The sequence below is a fragment of the Nocardioides sp. genome (genome assembly GCF_036267815.1).
Taxonomy (GTDB): Bacteria; Actinomycetota; Actinomycetes; order Propionibacteriales; family Nocardioidaceae; genus Nocardioides.
In genome coordinates, this window is record NZ_DATAVI010000045.1 from 66,159 (window position 1) to 81,241 (window position 15,083).

The 15,083-nt window shown below is 71.1% G+C and carries 15 protein-coding genes and 1 pseudogene; 1 reads left to right on the forward strand and 15 read right to left on the reverse strand.

Annotated elements, in window-relative coordinates; translation table 11 throughout:
- Positions 1 to 90: 90 nt before the first annotated feature.
- The 9 genes and pseudogenes from VHW64_RS09930 to rpsB all read right to left on the reverse strand — a co-directional run.
- Positions 91 to 630, reverse strand: coding sequence for a hypothetical protein (locus VHW64_RS09930; RefSeq protein ID WP_329650381.1), 540 nt, complete (start codon positions 628 to 630; stop codon positions 91 to 93).
- Between the two features lie 111 nt (positions 631 to 741).
- Positions 742 to 1,206, reverse strand: a complete 465-nt coding sequence (locus tag VHW64_RS09935) for a hypothetical protein (RefSeq protein WP_329650382.1) — start codon at positions 1,204 to 1,206, stop codon at positions 742 to 744.
- A complete protein-coding gene (locus VHW64_RS09940; protein WP_329650383.1) occupies positions 1,203 to 1,763 on the reverse strand; it encodes a histidine phosphatase family protein in 561 nt (186 codons plus the stop codon). The genes VHW64_RS09935 and VHW64_RS09940 overlap by 4 nt, the downstream gene beginning before the upstream one ends.
- Complete coding sequence (locus tag VHW64_RS09945; RefSeq protein WP_329650384.1) at positions 1,760 to 2,602, reverse strand: DUF3105 domain-containing protein; 843 nt, start codon at positions 2,600 to 2,602, stop codon at positions 1,760 to 1,762. The genes VHW64_RS09940 and VHW64_RS09945 overlap by 4 nt, the downstream gene beginning before the upstream one ends.
- 44 nt (positions 2,603 to 2,646) lie before the next feature.
- Positions 2,647 to 3,507: a phosphatidate cytidylyltransferase gene (locus VHW64_RS09950; RefSeq protein WP_329650385.1), complete on the reverse strand. Its 861-nt coding sequence runs from the start codon at positions 3,505 to 3,507 to the stop codon at positions 2,647 to 2,649.
- A 29-nt stretch (positions 3,508 to 3,536) separates the two neighbouring features.
- Entirely contained in the window at positions 3,537 to 4,091 is a 555-nt protein-coding gene (gene frr, locus VHW64_RS09955) for a ribosome recycling factor (protein ID WP_329650398.1), read from the reverse strand.
- 32 nt (positions 4,092 to 4,123) lie between these two features.
- Complete coding sequence (gene pyrH, locus VHW64_RS09960) at positions 4,124 to 4,837, reverse strand: UMP kinase (protein ID WP_329650386.1); 714 nt, start codon at positions 4,835 to 4,837, stop codon at positions 4,124 to 4,126.
- Between the two features lie 131 nt (positions 4,838 to 4,968).
- Positions 4,969 to 5,781, reverse strand: coding sequence for a translation elongation factor Ts (tsf, locus tag VHW64_RS09965; protein ID WP_329650387.1), 813 nt, complete (start codon positions 5,779 to 5,781; stop codon positions 4,969 to 4,971).
- A 406-nt stretch (positions 5,782 to 6,187) separates the two neighbouring features.
- A pseudogene (gene rpsB, locus VHW64_RS09970) lies at positions 6,188 to 7,132 on the reverse strand (30S ribosomal protein S2); the annotation flags it as partial.
- 363 nt (positions 7,133 to 7,495) lie between these two features.
- Between rpsB and VHW64_RS09975 the strand changes: the two are divergent.
- Positions 7,496 to 8,167 carry a M23 family metallopeptidase gene (locus VHW64_RS09975; protein ID WP_329650389.1) on the forward strand — a complete coding sequence of 224 codons (672 nt, stop codon included), beginning with the start codon at positions 7,496 to 7,498 and terminating at the stop codon, positions 8,165 to 8,167.
- Between the two features lie 7 nt (positions 8,168 to 8,174).
- Here VHW64_RS09975 and VHW64_RS09980 read toward each other — a convergent pair whose 3' ends face one another.
- The 6 genes from VHW64_RS09980 to VHW64_RS10005 all read right to left on the reverse strand — a co-directional run.
- Positions 8,175 to 9,101, reverse strand: a complete 927-nt coding sequence (locus VHW64_RS09980) for a tyrosine recombinase XerC (RefSeq protein ID WP_329650390.1) — start codon at positions 9,099 to 9,101, stop codon at positions 8,175 to 8,177.
- A 185-nt stretch (positions 9,102 to 9,286) separates the two neighbouring features.
- Positions 9,287 to 10,438 carry a DNA-processing protein DprA gene (gene dprA, locus VHW64_RS09985; protein WP_329650391.1) on the reverse strand — a complete coding sequence of 384 codons (1,152 nt, stop codon included), beginning with the start codon at positions 10,436 to 10,438 and terminating at the stop codon, positions 9,287 to 9,289.
- Positions 10,435 to 12,027: a YifB family Mg chelatase-like AAA ATPase gene (locus tag VHW64_RS09990; protein WP_329650392.1), complete on the reverse strand. Its 1,593-nt coding sequence runs from the start codon at positions 12,025 to 12,027 to the stop codon at positions 10,435 to 10,437. Before VHW64_RS09990 ends, dprA begins: the two co-directional genes overlap by 4 nt.
- Positions 12,027 to 12,413 carry a YraN family protein gene (locus tag VHW64_RS09995; protein ID WP_329650393.1) on the reverse strand — a complete coding sequence of 129 codons (387 nt, stop codon included), beginning with the start codon at positions 12,411 to 12,413 and terminating at the stop codon, positions 12,027 to 12,029. The genes VHW64_RS09990 and VHW64_RS09995 overlap by 1 nt, the downstream gene beginning before the upstream one ends.
- A gap of 106 nt (positions 12,414 to 12,519) precedes the next feature.
- The gene (locus VHW64_RS10000) at positions 12,520 to 14,391 is read right to left on the reverse strand and encodes a pilus assembly protein TadG-related protein (RefSeq protein ID WP_329650399.1); all 1,872 of its coding nucleotides are present in this window, start codon (positions 14,389 to 14,391) and stop codon (positions 12,520 to 12,522) included.
- The coding region (locus tag VHW64_RS10005) for a TadE family protein (protein WP_329650394.1) at positions 14,391 to 15,083 on the reverse strand (693 nt) is incomplete at its 5' end. The genes VHW64_RS10005 and VHW64_RS10000, both read right to left, overlap by 1 nt.

The window sequence follows — 15,083 nt, forward strand, 5'->3', positions numbered from 1 at the left end:
TGAGGATCATCCCAGCCGCGATGCCCGTTGGTGAAAACGAGCGGGACGGTCTCGTGTGACTCTCGTGGCCCTGCGACGGCCCGTGGCGCCTCAGTAGCCCCCGCCGTACGACGCGGACCCGCCGGGGCTGGCGCCCGAGCTCGGGGCGGCGCCGGTGACCGCCTGTCCGGTGGGGGACACGGCGTACCACGTCCCGCCGAACTCCTTGACGCCCTCGCCGTTGACGTCGCCGGCGGCGTGGTCGTTGACGAAGGTGTAGACCGGCTGTCCGGCGACCGTCGCGGTCGACGTGCCCGCCGGCGTCCTCGTGGTCGCCACCGGGACGCCGAGCTTGCTGTGCCCGGCGGCCACGGCCGGCCAGAACGACAGGCAGTCGCTGCCGCAGGTCGACACGGAGCGGCCGTCGGCGGTGAGCAGGTAGACGGTCCGGCCCTGCGCGTCGACCAGGACCTTGCCCAGCGAGGTCGTCGCCACGTGCAGCCCGGCGCCGTGGGCCGGGGCGGCCGGGCCGCCCGCGGCACCGGCAGAGCCGGCGGTCGTGCCGGACGCGGCACCGCCACATGCGCTCAGGACGACGGCGGCCCCGGCCAGCAGTGCCGACAGTCCGGTGACCTTGGCTGTGACGTTCATGGTGTTCTCCTCCGTAGGTGTTCATGGAGGAGTACGGCGTCGCACCGGCCCGGCGTTCGAGGCCGACCCTGTGAAGGCTCTGAGAATCGAGGAGACGGCCCCTGAGCCGCCTCAGCCGTCGATCTGGACCATCACCCAGATCACCAAGGCGGCGGTGGCCACGATCACGACGGCCGTGGCGACGACGCCCAGCAGCATGAACTGGGCGAAGCGCCGCGTCTTGCGGGGCACCAGGAGCAGCACCGGGACGAGCAGGGCGACCAGCACCAGGGGGAACAGCCGCTTGACCTCGTCATCGCTCAGCAGCAGACCGAGCAGGGCGGCGTAGATGCCCGGGACGACGATCACGTAGGCGACCCCGCTGAAGAACCCGACGAGCCCGGCGAACGTCGGGTGTGAGCGGTGCCACCAGCTCGGCTCGGCCGCGGCCTCGGCCTCCGATGCTTGCTCACGCTCGGGCTGATGCTCGGGCGCTGGTCGGGGCGCTGGTCGGGGCGCCGGGTCGGCGTCCTCGGACGGCGCGCTCGGTGCGGCGTCGGCCGCACCCTCGGCGGCTGGCGTCCCGGGCTCGCTCATGCGTCCAGCATGTCATCCGGACCAGGCGAGCCTGGGGATTGACGGCGCAGGACCCGGACATCGGGCATGGCGAGCCCCGACCACCACGCGAGGTCGGCTTCCACGCCGAGGAGCGTGGCGTGCAGGACGGCCCATGCCGTGCCGTGCCCGACCAGCACGACATCCCCTTCGGGCGCGTGCTCGAGGATCCCCCGGACGGCGCTCACGACGCGACGGCGGGTCCGGGCCAGCGGCTCCCAGCCCGGGTGTGCCGGGGCCTGCGGGTTCGCGAAGGCCGAGCGCACGACTCGGTCGAAGTCGGCGACCCAGTCGGCACGGCGCTCCTGCTCGCGCAGGTCCGGGACCAGGCGGATCGGGCCCTCGGTCACCAGGCATGCGGTCAGCCTCGCCTTGGGCTCGGGCGAGGAGAACCAGTGCGCGTCGCTGGGAAGGTCTGACCGCAGGGCGACGACGTCTGCGACGAAGGCCGGGTCGAGCTGCCACCGGTGCGAGGGGACCCCCGGCTCGACGACGGGGCGACCGTGCCGCACGAGGTAGAGGCGGCCGGGCTCGCTCACAGGTTGGGCTGGCTGGACCCGAGCGCCGGGTTGCCACCGGTGCTGACCGGGATGCCGTCGACCGCCGCGCCGTACTCAGGGGCGTACCTCTGGTTGCGGCGGAACGTGTCGATGAACTGCTGGAGACGCGGGTCGCTGGCGCTCTGGACCTTCAGCTGGTACCCCCATGCGCTGATCACGACCGGGGCGGGCAGGTCGTTGGTCGCCCACGGCGAGACGTCCACGAAGCGGTTGGAGCGACCGCCGTCGCCGGGCTCGCTGATCATCGACTGCCTCTCGAACAGCGCGGTGAGCTGGTCGACCTGGCTCTTGGGCAGATCGGGGCGGTAGGTGACCCACACGACCCCGTGCTCCATGTTGTGCACGGCGCGCTCGGAGGGAACCGGCTCGGTGTACAGCCCGGCGTTCATCCAGACCGGGTTGTGCGGCCCGCCGACCGGCGGCGTCACGGCGTACGTCACGGGTCCGTCGACGTGGTCGTGTCCGAGCTCGGTGCCACCCGGGTCGTTCGGCCCGGGCCAGCTGCCGGTGTCGTAGGCGACCACCCCGCTGATGTCGGTGGGGTTCTTCGTCGTCGATGGCTTCGGCTGGACGATCGCGGTGCCCGTCGGAGTCGTGGGGATCACCTGCTTGGCGACGTCGATCGTGCCGCCGCCGGAGCCGGACGACGACTTGTGCACCGAGAAGAAGACCCCGCCGGCGATGCCCAGGAGCAGGACGACGACGACGGCTGCGCCGATGAGGGAGCGACGGCGCTCGTGGGCCTTCTGCTCGCGCTGCATCTTCTCGACCATCGCTCGTCGCTCGGTCGCACGCTGCCTCTTCGACTGGTTCGCCACAGCCAGGAAGCGTAGGGCCCACGCCCAAACCGCTCGTGGGGGTTTCAGAAAACGAGGTAGTGGAGCAGCAGCCAGATCGGGGCGACGGTGGCCAGGAGCGAGTCGAGACGGTCCATCAGACCGCCGTGCCCGGGGATGACCTGGCTCATGTCCTTGATGCCGAGGTCGCGCTTGATCACCGACTCGCAGAGGTCTCCCAGGGTCGCCATCACGACCGCGACCAGGCCCAGGCAGACGCCGATCCACCAGTCGGCGTCGAGCACCCAGACGATCATCGCCACCCCGACCGCGACACACGCGACCCCGGACCCCACGAACCCCTCCCAGGACTTCTTGGGCGAGATCACCGGCGCCATCGGGTGCCTGCCGAACAGGACGCCGGCGACGAAGCCACCGATGTCGGAGGCCGCGGTGACCGCGATGAACGTGAGGATGCCCTTGACGCCGGCGTCGTAGCGGTGGAAGCCGGTCGCGCCGCCCTCGCGCAGGAGGAGCGCCACGAACGAGCCGAGGAACGGCACGTAGACCAAGGTGAAGACCGAGGCGGTGGCGCTGTGCACGTAGCCAGGCACCCCGCGGCGCAGCAGCCACAGCATCGTCACCAGCGCGCTCACAGCCGTCGCCGTGACCAGGGCGGGAGCGCCCCAGAAGTAGGCCACCACCACCATCACCACCCCGCCGGCCATCAGGGGCTGCTCGGGGAGATCGACCGACATCGCCGAGAAGCCCCGGTGCAGCTCCCAGATCGCGACGAGGACGGCGGCCGCGACGACCACCATGAACAGCGTCTTCCAGACCAGGAGGGTCACCAGGATCAGCGCGATCAGGACGACGGCGCTGGCGATGGAGACCGGCACGTTGCGGCCGGCGCGCCCGTGGGCCCGCGCGGGCGTGTCGGTGGCCATGGTGGCGAGCTGGGGTCGAGGCCCGGGCCTCAGACCTCGAGCAGCTCGGACTCCTTGTGCTTGAGGAGGTCGTCGATGGTGTCGGTGTGCTTCTTGGTCACCGAGTCCAGACGCTTCTCCGCGCCGGTCACGTCGTCCTGGCCGACCTCACCGTCCTTCTCCAGCTTCTCCAGCTGCTGCTTGGCGTGTCGACGGAGGTTGCGGACGGCGACGCGGCCCTCCTCGGCCTTGTGCCGGGCGACCTTGATGTACTCCTTGCGCCGCTCCTCGGTGAGCTCGGGGAAGACGCATCGGATCATCTTGCCGTCGTTGGCGGGGTTGACCCCCAGATCGGAGTCGCGGATCGCGCGCTCGACGTTGCCCATCGCGCCCACGTCGTACGGCGAGACCAGGATGACCCGGGCATCTTGGGCGGTGAACGACGCCAGGCTCTGGAGCGGAGTGGGCGTGCCGTAGTAGTCGACCATGATCTTGCTGAACATGGCCGGGTTGGCGCGACCGGCACGCAGGGCGGCGAACTCCTCGCGCGTCGCCTCCACCGACTTGTCCATCTTGCCGTCGGCCTCGTTGAGGATGTCGTTGATCACGGGTGCGTCCCTTCGTGGTCGCGCATCAGTCACTCCGACTGGACGAGGGTGCCAATCTTCTCACCCTGCACGACCCGCAGCACGTTGCCCTCGGGGTGCAGCCCGAAGACGATCAGGTCGATCTTGTTCTCCTGGGCCAAGGTGAACGCCGTCTGGTCGATCACGCGCAGACTGCGCGAGATGGCCTCGTCGTAGGTGAGGCGGTCGTACCTCGTCGCCGACGGGTCGAGCTTGGGGTCGGCGGAGTAGACGCCGTCGACGCCGTTCTTGGTGAACAGCACGGCGTCGCAGTGGGTCTCCAGCGCCCGCTGCACGGCCACGGTGTCGGTGGTGAAGAACGGCAGGCCCATCCCGGCTCCGAAGATCACCACCCGCCCCTTCTCGAGGTGGCGGATGGCGCGCAGCGGGACGTAGGGCTCGGCGATCTGGCCCATCGCGATGGCCGTCTGGACCCGGGTGACCACCCCGCGCTGCTCGAGGAACTCCTGGAGTGCCAGGCAGTTCATGACGATGCCGAGCATCCCCATGTAGTCGGCGCGCACGCCGTCCATGCCGCGTTGACGCAGCTCGGCGCCGCGGAAGAAGTTGCCGCCCCCGATCACCACCGCGATCTGGACGCCGGTCGCCGACACCGCCGCGATCTCGCCGGCGATCCGGGAGACGACGTCCGGGTCGACGCCCAGCTTGCCTCCGCCGAACTCCTCGCCGGACAGCTTCAGCAGGACACGGTGGTACGTCGTCACGAGGCGGCTCCTGGGCGGGAGGTCGGGGGGATCGGGAAGCGAGAAGGCCGGCTGCGGATGCTCGTGTGAGTCATCGGCAGCCGGCCTCCCCGAAGTCCGTTCGGCACCCTACATGCTCGGCAGGGTGGAGGTCAGGCGCCGACCTCGAACCGGACGAAGTCGGTGACCGTCGTCCCGGTCTCGTCGAGGACGGCCTGGACCGTCTTCTTGCTCTCGGTGACCGAGGGCTGCTCGAGCAGGACGACGTCCTTGAAGAAGCCGTTGAGGCGACCCTCGGTGATCTTGGCGATCGCCTGCTCGGGCTTGCCCTCCTCGCGCGAGGTGGCCTCCGCGATCTGCCGCTCGTGCTCGACGACGTCGGCCGGGACATCGGCGCGCGTGAGGTACTGCGGGCGCATCGCGGCGATCTGCTTGGCGGCACCCCGAGCGGCGTCCGCGTCCCCGTCGTAGGCGACCAGGACGCCGATCGCGGGCGGGAGGTCGGCGGCGCGCTTGTGCAGGTAGGCGACCACCGGGCCGTCGAAGTGGGCGTAGCCCCCGAGCTCGATCTTCTCCCCGATGGAGATGGCCAGCGCCTGCACGATCTCGTCGACGGTCTCGTCGCCGGCCTGGACGCCCTTGAGCGCCTCGACGTCGGCCGGCTTCGCCTCGGAGGCGGCGTCGGCGATCTTCTGCGCTGCCGTCACGAAGTCCTCGCCCTTGGCGACGAAGTCGGTCTCGCACTTGAGCTCGAGCAGCACGCCGGCGGAGTGGGCGACCAGACCCGCCGACGCGGTGCGCTCCGCACCGCGCTTCTGCGCCTTCGCGGCGCCCTTGGTGCGCAGGATGTCGGTCGCGGCGCTGAAGTCGCCGTCGGCCTCCGACAGCGCGTTCTTGGCGTCCATCATCCCGGCACCGGTCATGTCCCGGAGCTTCTTGACGTCGCTGGCGGTGAAGTTCGCCATGGTGCTACCTGCCTCTCAGGTGAGTCGTGGGAGTGCGCCGCACCCGCTGTCGCCGGGTGCGAGCGCGTCGGCGTACGGCTGGCCGGGAGGGCCCGCCTCAGGCCTCGGCGGGCTCGGCGGGCTCGGCGTCGCCAGTCTCGGCGTTGGCGAACCCGGCCGCCTCGGCGGCCTCGGCGGTGCGGAACCAGACCTCGGCGTTGGTACGGGCGTACCACGGGCTGCTCGGGGCGTGGAACTTCATGGAGTTCTTGTTGCCCTTGATCTCGAAGCCCTCGGGCGCCGAGCCGTCCGCGAGCGGCGCGGCCGAGTCGGCCCCGAACTCCGCCTCGGCGGCCGCTGGCGCAGTCGTGGCCTCGGCGGTGACCTCGGCGACGACCTCCGCGGGTGGCTCGGCCGATGCCTCGACGGCCTCGACGGGCGCCTCGGTCACCTCGGCGACGACCTCCGCGGCTGGCTCGGCCGGTGCCTCGACGGCCTCGGCTGCCTCAGCGGCGGCGGTGGCCTCGGTGGCAGCACCGGTCGCCTCGGCGGCGGGAGTGTCGGAGTCGGCAGCACCGGTGGCGGTCGCGGCGGCCTGCTCCGCGTCGCCGCCGAGCAGCTCGCGCTCCCACGCGGCCAGCGGCTCCTCGGCTCCGGCCTCGGCGCCCTCGGTCTTGGCGCCGGAGCGGGCGATCAGACCCTCGGCGACCGCGTCGGCCACGACGCGGGTCAGCAGGCCGACGGCCCGGATCGCGTCGTCGTTGCCCGGGATCGGGAAGTCGACGAGGTCGGGGTCGCAGTTGGAGTCGAGGATGCCGATGATCGGGATGTGCAGCTTGCGGGCCTCCTCGACGGCGAGGTGCTCCTTGTTGGTGTCGACGATCCAGACCGCGGCCGGCGTCCGGCTCATCTCGCGGATGCCGCCCAGCGACTTGTTGAGCTTGTCGCGCTCGCGGCGCATCTGGAGCAGCTCCTTCTTGGTGCGGCTGCTGCCCGCGACGTCCTCGAAGTCGACCTCGTCGAGCTCCTTGAGGCGGTTGATCCGCTGGTGCACGGTCGAGAAGTTGGTGAGCATGCCGCCCAGCCAGCGCTGGTTGACGTAGGGCATCCCGACCCTCGTCGCCTGCTCGGCGATGGCCTCCTGGGCCTGCTTCTTGGTGCCGACGAACATGATCGTCCCGCCCCGGGCGACCGTCTCCTTGACGAAGGCGTACGAGCGGTCGATGTAGGCCAGCGACTGCTGGAGGTCGATGATGTAGATGCCGTTGCGCTCGGTCATGATGAAGCGCTTCATCTTCGGGTTCCACCGGCGGGTCTGGTGTCCGAAGTGCACGCCGCTCTCGAGCAGCTGGCGCATGGTGACGACTGCCATGGGGTTCTCCTGTGCGGGGCGCCTCGGGCGCTCCCCGTCATTCTCAGTTGTCGCCCCCGACGGGTGTCGAGAGCCCTGACGCCTGCGCGCGACCCCACCCGGAGCCTTCGTGGCTCGAAGAACCGGGACCGAGGATCGTCGCCCACGGGCGGCCACCTGCCGGAGCGGCGGGTGTCGTGGTCTGCGGACGTGCGAAGTCAGCTCCCGCGGGAGCTGCTGGTCACGAGGGTAGTCCAGAGCCAGTGAGCGGACGAATCGGCAGACGGCCCGCCCAACGCCCACAGCAGACGTTCCCGCAGACCTTGTCCACCCGTGCCCCGCCGCCTGCTCCGCCCAGCGGTCACCGCGCCCGACGCTGGGGTCATGAACATCCCACTCCCCCGTCGGATCCGGGCCCACGGGCGGCGGTCGCTGCTCGTCGTCGCCGTGGTGCTGGTCGCGGGCCTCGGCCCTCCGCAGCCCGCGGGCGCAGCGAGCCCGCCTGTGGGCCCGGTTCCGTCCGGGGTGTGGCCGCTGGAGCCCACGCCACAGGTGGTGCGCAGGTTCGACCCGCCCGACGCGCCCTGGGGAGCCGGTCACCGTGGCGTCGACCTGGCGGGCACCGTGGGCGAGGTCGTGCGCGCCGGGCTCGCGGGGCGCATCGCGTTCGCGGGGAGTCTCGCCGGGCGTGGCGTCGTGGTCGTCGACCACGGCGACACCCGCACGACGTACGAGCCGGTCCTGGCCCAGGTGCGCGTGGGTGACACGGTCGCTCTCGGGCAGCCGATCGGGAGGCTCGAGCTCGTTGACTCCCACTGCTTCCCGGCGGCCTGCCTGCACTGGGGCTGGAAGCGCGGCACGCGCTATCTCGACCCGTTGCTGCTCGTGGGCGGAGGGCCGATCGTGCTCCTGCCGCTTGCGGGTGCTGCGACCGTGGTCGCACTCCCGCCCGCGCGGCCCCTCCCACCGAGGGCCCCGATCGAGCCAGCGACGAGCCGAGGTGGTACGGCTCCGGTCTGGCGCCGACCCCTGGCGATGCGACCGCTGCTGTGGTGAGCCTCGCTCAGGCTCGTGGATGAGCCTGGCGGTAGGCCTGGCGCAGTCGGTCGGCGCTCACGTGGGTGTAGAGCTGCGTGGTCGCCAGGGATGCATGCCCGAGCAGCTCCTGCACCGACCGTAGGTCTGCGCCCCCCTCCAGCAGATGCGTCGCTGCTGTGTGTCGCAGGCCGTGTGGGCCGATGTCCGGGGCGCCGGGCACGTCGGCGATCCGGCGATGCACGACCGTGCGCACCGCGCGCTGGTCGATCCGGGCACCGCGGGCCCCCAAGAACAGCGCGGCGCCGGCAGCGGCACCGGCACCGGCACCGGATGCCATCAGCTGGGGACGACCACGACCCAGCCAGGCATCGACGGCGTCGGCGGCGGGCTTGCCGAAGGGCACCGTGCGCTCCTTGCGGCCCTTGCCCAGGACGCGCGCGACGTTGCGACCGCGGTCCAGGTCGTCGACGTCGAGCGCCACGAGCTCGCCGACCCGGACCCCTGTGGCATAGAGCAGCTCGAGCATCGCGGTGTCACGCAGCCCCACCGGACTGCTGTCGTCGGCCAGGCGCGCAGCGGCGGCGACCAGGTCCTGCGCCTCGTCCTGCCGAAGCACCGGCGGCAGGGTCTGCCGCGCCTTGGGCGATCGCAGGCTCGCGCCGACGTCGGTCGGCACCCGCCCGGTGCGAGCGAGCCAGGCGGTGAAGACCCGCACCGCCGTCGCCCGCCGAGCCAAGGTCGTGCGCGACCTGCCGGTCACCTGCTGATGGGCCAGCCAACTGCGAAGCGTGCGCAGGTCGAGCTCGGTGACGTCGCCCTGCCCCAGCCGTGAGGCGTGCTCGAGCAGGCCGCCGACGTCACCGAGGTAGGCACGCACGGTGTGCGGCGCGAGGTCGCGCTCGGAGACCAGGTGCCGCTCGTAGTCGGCGAGCACACCGGTCACTGTGTCCACAGTGTTCACTCTAGTGGCGTGGGTGCGAGATCGTTGGACGGTTCGCCGCAGGGTGCGGGCACCGCCAGGCGGCGTCCCTTGACCCCGCCAGGGCTACCGGACGAATCGCGAGCGATGCCCACGCACTGCGGTGCGCGCGCTGGCCTCGCGCAACCGCTGGAGGACTCGTGCGCGCGGCGCCAGGCTCACTGGTTGGCCTCGGCCGTGAGGCACCACCCGCGTGGCAGCAGCTCGACGAGACCGTCACGCTCCAGGCGTCGCAGCCTCGCCTGGACGTCGAGCAGCGCCATGCCGGCCGTCGCGGCGATGGAGTCGACGGGCCGGGGGCTCGTCAGCGGCACCGCGTCGAGGACTCGGCCGTCGCGCGGCGGGAGCCGGTCGCGCCGACGGCTGGGAGCGCGGCGCGGGGTGACCAGGTGCTCTCCCGAGACGCCGACGATCTCGAGGACCTCCTCAGCCCTGGTCACCAGCGTCGCCGCGCCGCTGCGGATGAGGTCGTGCACGCCCTCGGACTGCGCGCTCGTCGCCGGCCCGGGCACGCCCATGACGGCGCGGTTGAGCCGGGTGGCCCAGCCGGCCGTGCTCAGGGCTCCGCTTCGCGCGGCGGCCTCGACGACGACCGTGGCGCGGGTGAGCGCGGCGATGAGCCGGTTGCGGCTGAGGAACCGGCCCCGCATCGGCGCACATCCAGGGGGCACCTCCGCCACGACGGCCGAGGTGCGCCGCAGGTGCTGGAGGAGCTCGTGGTGAGCGCTGGGGTAGGAGCGGTCGGCGCCGCAGGCCAGGACCGCGACGGTGGCTCCCTCGACCGCCAGCGCACCGCGGTGCGCGGCCTGGTCGATGCCGAACGCAGCGCCCGACACCACCGGATGGCCGGCTCGCACCAGCCCGCCCGCGATGCTTGCGGCGATGTCGGCGCCGTAGGTCGTCGCCGAGCGGGCGCCCACGATCGCCACGGCTCCGCCGAGGCGGTCGAGCCTCGTCGGTCCGGCCACCCACAGACCGAGCGGCGGGCCACCTCGGTGGTCGAGCGTCTCGCTCCGGTGGAGGTCGTCGAGCTGGGTCGGCCACTCGTCGTCGCCGGGGACGAGGTACCTGATGCCGAGGCGGTGTGCCTGCTCGAGCTCGCGGACCGGATCCACCGAGGACAGGCGCGACGCCACGTCGCGCGACTCCGGGGTGTCTCGCTCCGGGTCGCTCAGCAGCTCGCGCAGCCGGACCGCGCCGAGCTGGGCGACCAGCGAGGCGATCTTGGGCTCACCGGGCTCGGTCAGCCGCGACAGCGCCACCCGGGCGAGCCGGTCGTCGTCGCCGGCAGGACTCGCGACGGTGCTCACGAGGCGCGTCGCACGACGCTCGCCTGCATGAGCGGCTCGCCCTGCCGCAGCCGGAACGCCGTGTCGACGTCGTCGACGGTCGGGGCGGGCCGACCGCCGAGGTCGGCGACAGTCCAGGCGACGCGGTGCACCCGCACCGCACCACGCCGGCTCAGCCTGCCCTCAAGCACCTCTCCCTCGAGCCTGGCGGCGCTGGCGTCCGGAAGCGGCCACTCCCGCGCCAGCATGGCGCTGGGCACCTGCGAGTTCAGACGCCAGTCGCAGGCGGCGTAGCGCGCGTGCTGCCGATCGCGGGCCACCGTCACCCGCTCGCGCACCTGCGCTGACGACTCCGGAGCCTCCCCCGGCAGTGAGGTGGGCTCCTGCTTCGTGGGTGGCAGGACGTGACGCAGGATGTCGATGCGGTCGTGGATCGGGCCGGTCACCTTCCGGTTGTAGCGCTGACGCTGGATCGCCGAGCACGTGCACCTGCTGCCGGGCAGGTTGGTGGAGAAGTCGCCGCAGGGGCACGGGTTGCAGGCCGTCACGACCATGCCGCGCGCTGGGAATGTCGCCGACTCCTCGCCGCGGGCGATTGTCACCTCGCCGTTCTCCAGGGGCTGGCGCAGCGCGTCGATCACGTCGCCCCGGAAGAGCGGGAACTCGTCGAGGAACAGGACACCGCAATGGGACCGGCTGATCTCCCCCGGGCGGACCCGGCCGCTTCCCCCGCCGATCAGACTCGCCTTGCTGGCGTCGTGATGGGGCGCGAAGAACGGCGGGCGGACGATCAGGTCGTCGCTCTCCTCCAGGGCACCCGCCAGCGAGTGGAGGGCCGTCAGCTCGAGAGCCTCCTCCACGGAGAGGTCGGGCAGGAGGCCGGGCAGGCGCTCGGCCAGCGAGGTCTTGCCCGAGCCCTTGGGCCCCGAGAGCATCAGATGATGGCCGCCGGCAGCCGCCACCTCGAGAGCGAACTTCACGTCGGCCACCCCCTTCAGGTCGGCCAGGTCGTGCTCCTGGAGTCGGTGCGACCCCCGCCACTCGACCAGGGGGCTGCCGGACATCGGCGCGACCGGGTCCGCGGTGGGAACCACCTCCCCGCGCAGCTCGGCACGCACCTGGGCCAGTGACCGCATCCCCAACACCGACATCTGCGGCACCATCGAGGCCTCCCGCGCCTGCGGCTCGGGCACGATCACCCGGCTGAAGCCTCGCCGCGACGCCGCCATCACCATCGGCAGCACACCGGGCACGCAGCGCAGGCCACCGGCCAAGGTGAGCTCACCGATGACCAGCGTGCCCTCGAGCGAGCGCTGGGGAATCTCGGCGACGGCTGCCAGCACGGCGAGGGCGATCGCCAAGTCGTAGTGAGTGCCCCGCTTCACCAGGTCCGACGGCGACAGCAAGATGGTGACGCGCCGGGTCGAGGGCCACTCAGCCCCGGAGTTGGACACCGCCATCCGGCAGCGGTCGCGGGCCTCGTTGAGGGAAGCATCCGGGCGGCCCACCAGCGTCGTGCCCGGGGTGCCGGGCGAGACGTCGGCCTGGACGTCGATCAGGTGCCCCAGCGCGCCTTGCAGAGCGACTGTGTGGGCCGTCGCCAGCGTCATCACACCAGCCCTGGCACGTGCTCGACCACGGCCGCTCCGCGAGGTCGCGCGTAGACGGCGACCAGGTCGATCCGCACCTCCTGAGGCCGCAGCCCGTGCTCCGTCGCCCAGCACAGCGCCAGCCGCTTGAGGCGCTCGAGCTTGTCGTCCGTGATCGCCTCATGGGGCGACCCGCAGGCCAGCGAGGCGCGGGTCTTGACCTCGCACACGACCAGGACGTCGCCGTCGCGCAGCACCAGGTCGATCTCACCCACGTCGCAGCGCCAGTTGCGGTCGAGCAACCGCATGCCGAGCCCGGCGAGGTGTCGAGCCGCGACCCGCTCGCCGTAGCTGCCGAGGGCAGCCCGTCGGGTGGTCGGTGGTGCCGGAAGCGGTTCGGCTGTCATGCCCCCAGCGTCGCGGCTCACCCCGCGGACGATCTCCGAGCCGGGTGCGCCCTGTGGGCGACCCGGCCGTGAACCGCCTCTGTGGTCGGCTTCCGGTCCGCCTGTCCTACTGGACGAGGCGAACCGGGTCGCCGACGACCTGGGCGTCCCAGGTGGTCACGTCGTGGACCGAGACGCCTCCGCCGAAGGCCACGGTGACGAGGTACCAGCAACCGCTCTGAACCGAGTAGCTACAGTTGTAGTCGCCCGGCACGGGGATCGTCATCGTCTCCACCGCTCCGTTGTTCGTGGTGTTGGAGATGCTCACCTTGCAGTTCGTCGTAGAGGTCGTGACGCCCGACCCAGCGTAGCCTCCGACGGCTGCACAGCCGCCCGGGTAGGGCGTGGTCTTGATAGTGCCCGTGGCATCGGGCGGCGGGCTCACCGTGATGGTGCCGTTTCCCGCCGCGTCTCCGACGTCGAAGAAGCTGAACGAGATGAAGTTGCCGGCCGCGCCGGGAAGCACCCGGATCAGGTGGAACTGGCTGGACGCACCGGAGGCGTTGGCGTAGATCGCCATCGAGTTGTAGCCGGAGATCGAGACCGTTGAGTTGTCCGAGCCACTGCCGACGATCGCCCGCATCCCGAACGAGTTGCTGCCGTCACCGGTCGTGGTGTGCGCCGAGCCATCCCCGACCTGGGTGTTCCCGGAGTAGATGATCGGGCTGTTGGAGTTGGTGTTGGCTGCGGGGGTGCCGCCGGACGGGACGTCGCTCTGCACCTGAAGGTAGTAGTCGCCAGCCGAGGTCGGCGTGAAGGTGCACAGCGTCGTCCAGTTGTGGAAGACCTGCGCCAGCTGGACGTCGTACGACGAGCTCGTACTGGTGAGCGCGTCCTGCCAGTCCGAGTCCCCCCAAGCCGTGAATGACGTGCCTCCGCGCCTGCTGGTCGTCACCGCGCCGGCGAGCACGCCGGTGTACTGCTTGGTGCATCCCGAGATGCGCGACGCCTTCATCGGGTCGTCGGTGTCGGTCTCGTTGCGCAGAACGAACGAGGTCGTCATCAGGTCGTGCAGAGCCGTCCCCGGCTCCGAGTCACCGGTGCAGTACGACGTCGAGTTGGACGTCGAGCCCCCCGAGGTGTACCGGCCGTCCTGGTCGGTCTTGCCGACGTAGGGGTTCACGGCCTTCGTCGAGCCGTAGGTGCCCGAGCCGGGAAGCCCCGAGCAGTCCTGACCCGTGTTGGCGTACTCCGGGTCGTAGAGCTGGAGCGTCACCGTCTGGTTGACCGCGGCCGGCTGCACCTTGACGTCGTAGAAGTAGCCGTTGGGCGCGTACTCGGAGTTCTGGTTGCTCGCGCAGCTGTCCGCGTCGTTGCCCGAGCAGGTCAGTGTCTGGTAGCGGTCGCCTTGGACCTTGTCGGTCTCGGGGCCCTCGACGGTGGCCCAGAACTGCGGGTTGCTTCCGCAGTACGACGTCTCGGTCGAGCTGATGGAGCTGCCCGAAGGCTTCACGGACGACGTGCCGCCGCCCGAGGCCGGCTCGTTGCCGAAGGTGTTGCAAGGACTGCCCATGGGTGACGGACCCTGGTAGTCGGCGACTCCGGTGCGTGTGAGCGTGGCGCTCGGAGAGCCGACCACCTGTCCGAAGGTGTTGGTGACGACCTGGGTGATGATCACCTTCAGCTGGGTGGGGCGGTTCCCGACGGTCACGGTCACCGTGGCGCCGTTGGTGCCGTTGGTGTAGCCGTTGCGCGCGGCCACGGCATGCGCTGTCGAAGAGGCGTCGGGCATGTCGTTGGGCAGATAGGGCACTCCGGCGAGCGCCGCGGCGTCCGCGGCCGACTGCATGTCTCGCTCCGTCGCATACCACCGCGCCGTGTCGACGGCGATCGCGGAGCAGGCCATGAAGACGGTCGGGATCAGGACCGCCATGAGGATCGCGACGTAGCCCCCTTGCTGGCTACGCCGGCCGCGGAGCCGGCGCACGACCCAGGCCATCACGAGTGACCGCCTGAGGAGGTCTGACCACTGCCGTTGCAGCTGGCCGTCGGGAGCGGCTCGAAGTCGAAGGACGCATGGTCGGCGATCGTCACCGACGACCCGAAGAGACCGGTCATCATCTTGTGAGTGGCATTCATGTAGATACCCACGCGATCAAGCGGGTTGGTCGCGTTGCCTGGGAAGCAGGCACTGATCCCCGAGGAGTTCCAGGTTCCGTCGGCGTACCGGAAGGCGCCGGCGCCGCTGTTGGCGTTGGGCTGCCAGGTGAACCGCACGCAGTTGCTGTAGCTGGTGCAGTTCGTCGGCATGGTCGTGTTGGAGTCCGTGCAGGCCGAGGTGGTGCACGGGTAGCCCTTGGCGTTCGACTTGTAGACGAGGATGTAGTTGATGTTGCCCGGCGGCATGGCCGAGCCCTCCTGCTGGATCGCGTCGGCAGCTGCCTGCGCCAACGCCGGAGAGCTGGCGGGCGTGCACACCGGTGCGCCCGTGTAGGTGTCGCAGACTCCGGGTCCGTCGCCGGCGCCCGTGGAGGCGATGCGTGCGGCGTTGCGCACGTCGGAGGAGACCACCCCGTAGTCGCGGAGCACGAACGAGAATTCGATGATTCCGAAGACGAGGAGCACCAGGATCGGCGTGATCAGTGCTGCTTCAACGGCGACGGCACCGCTCTCGTCACGGCGACGCAACCT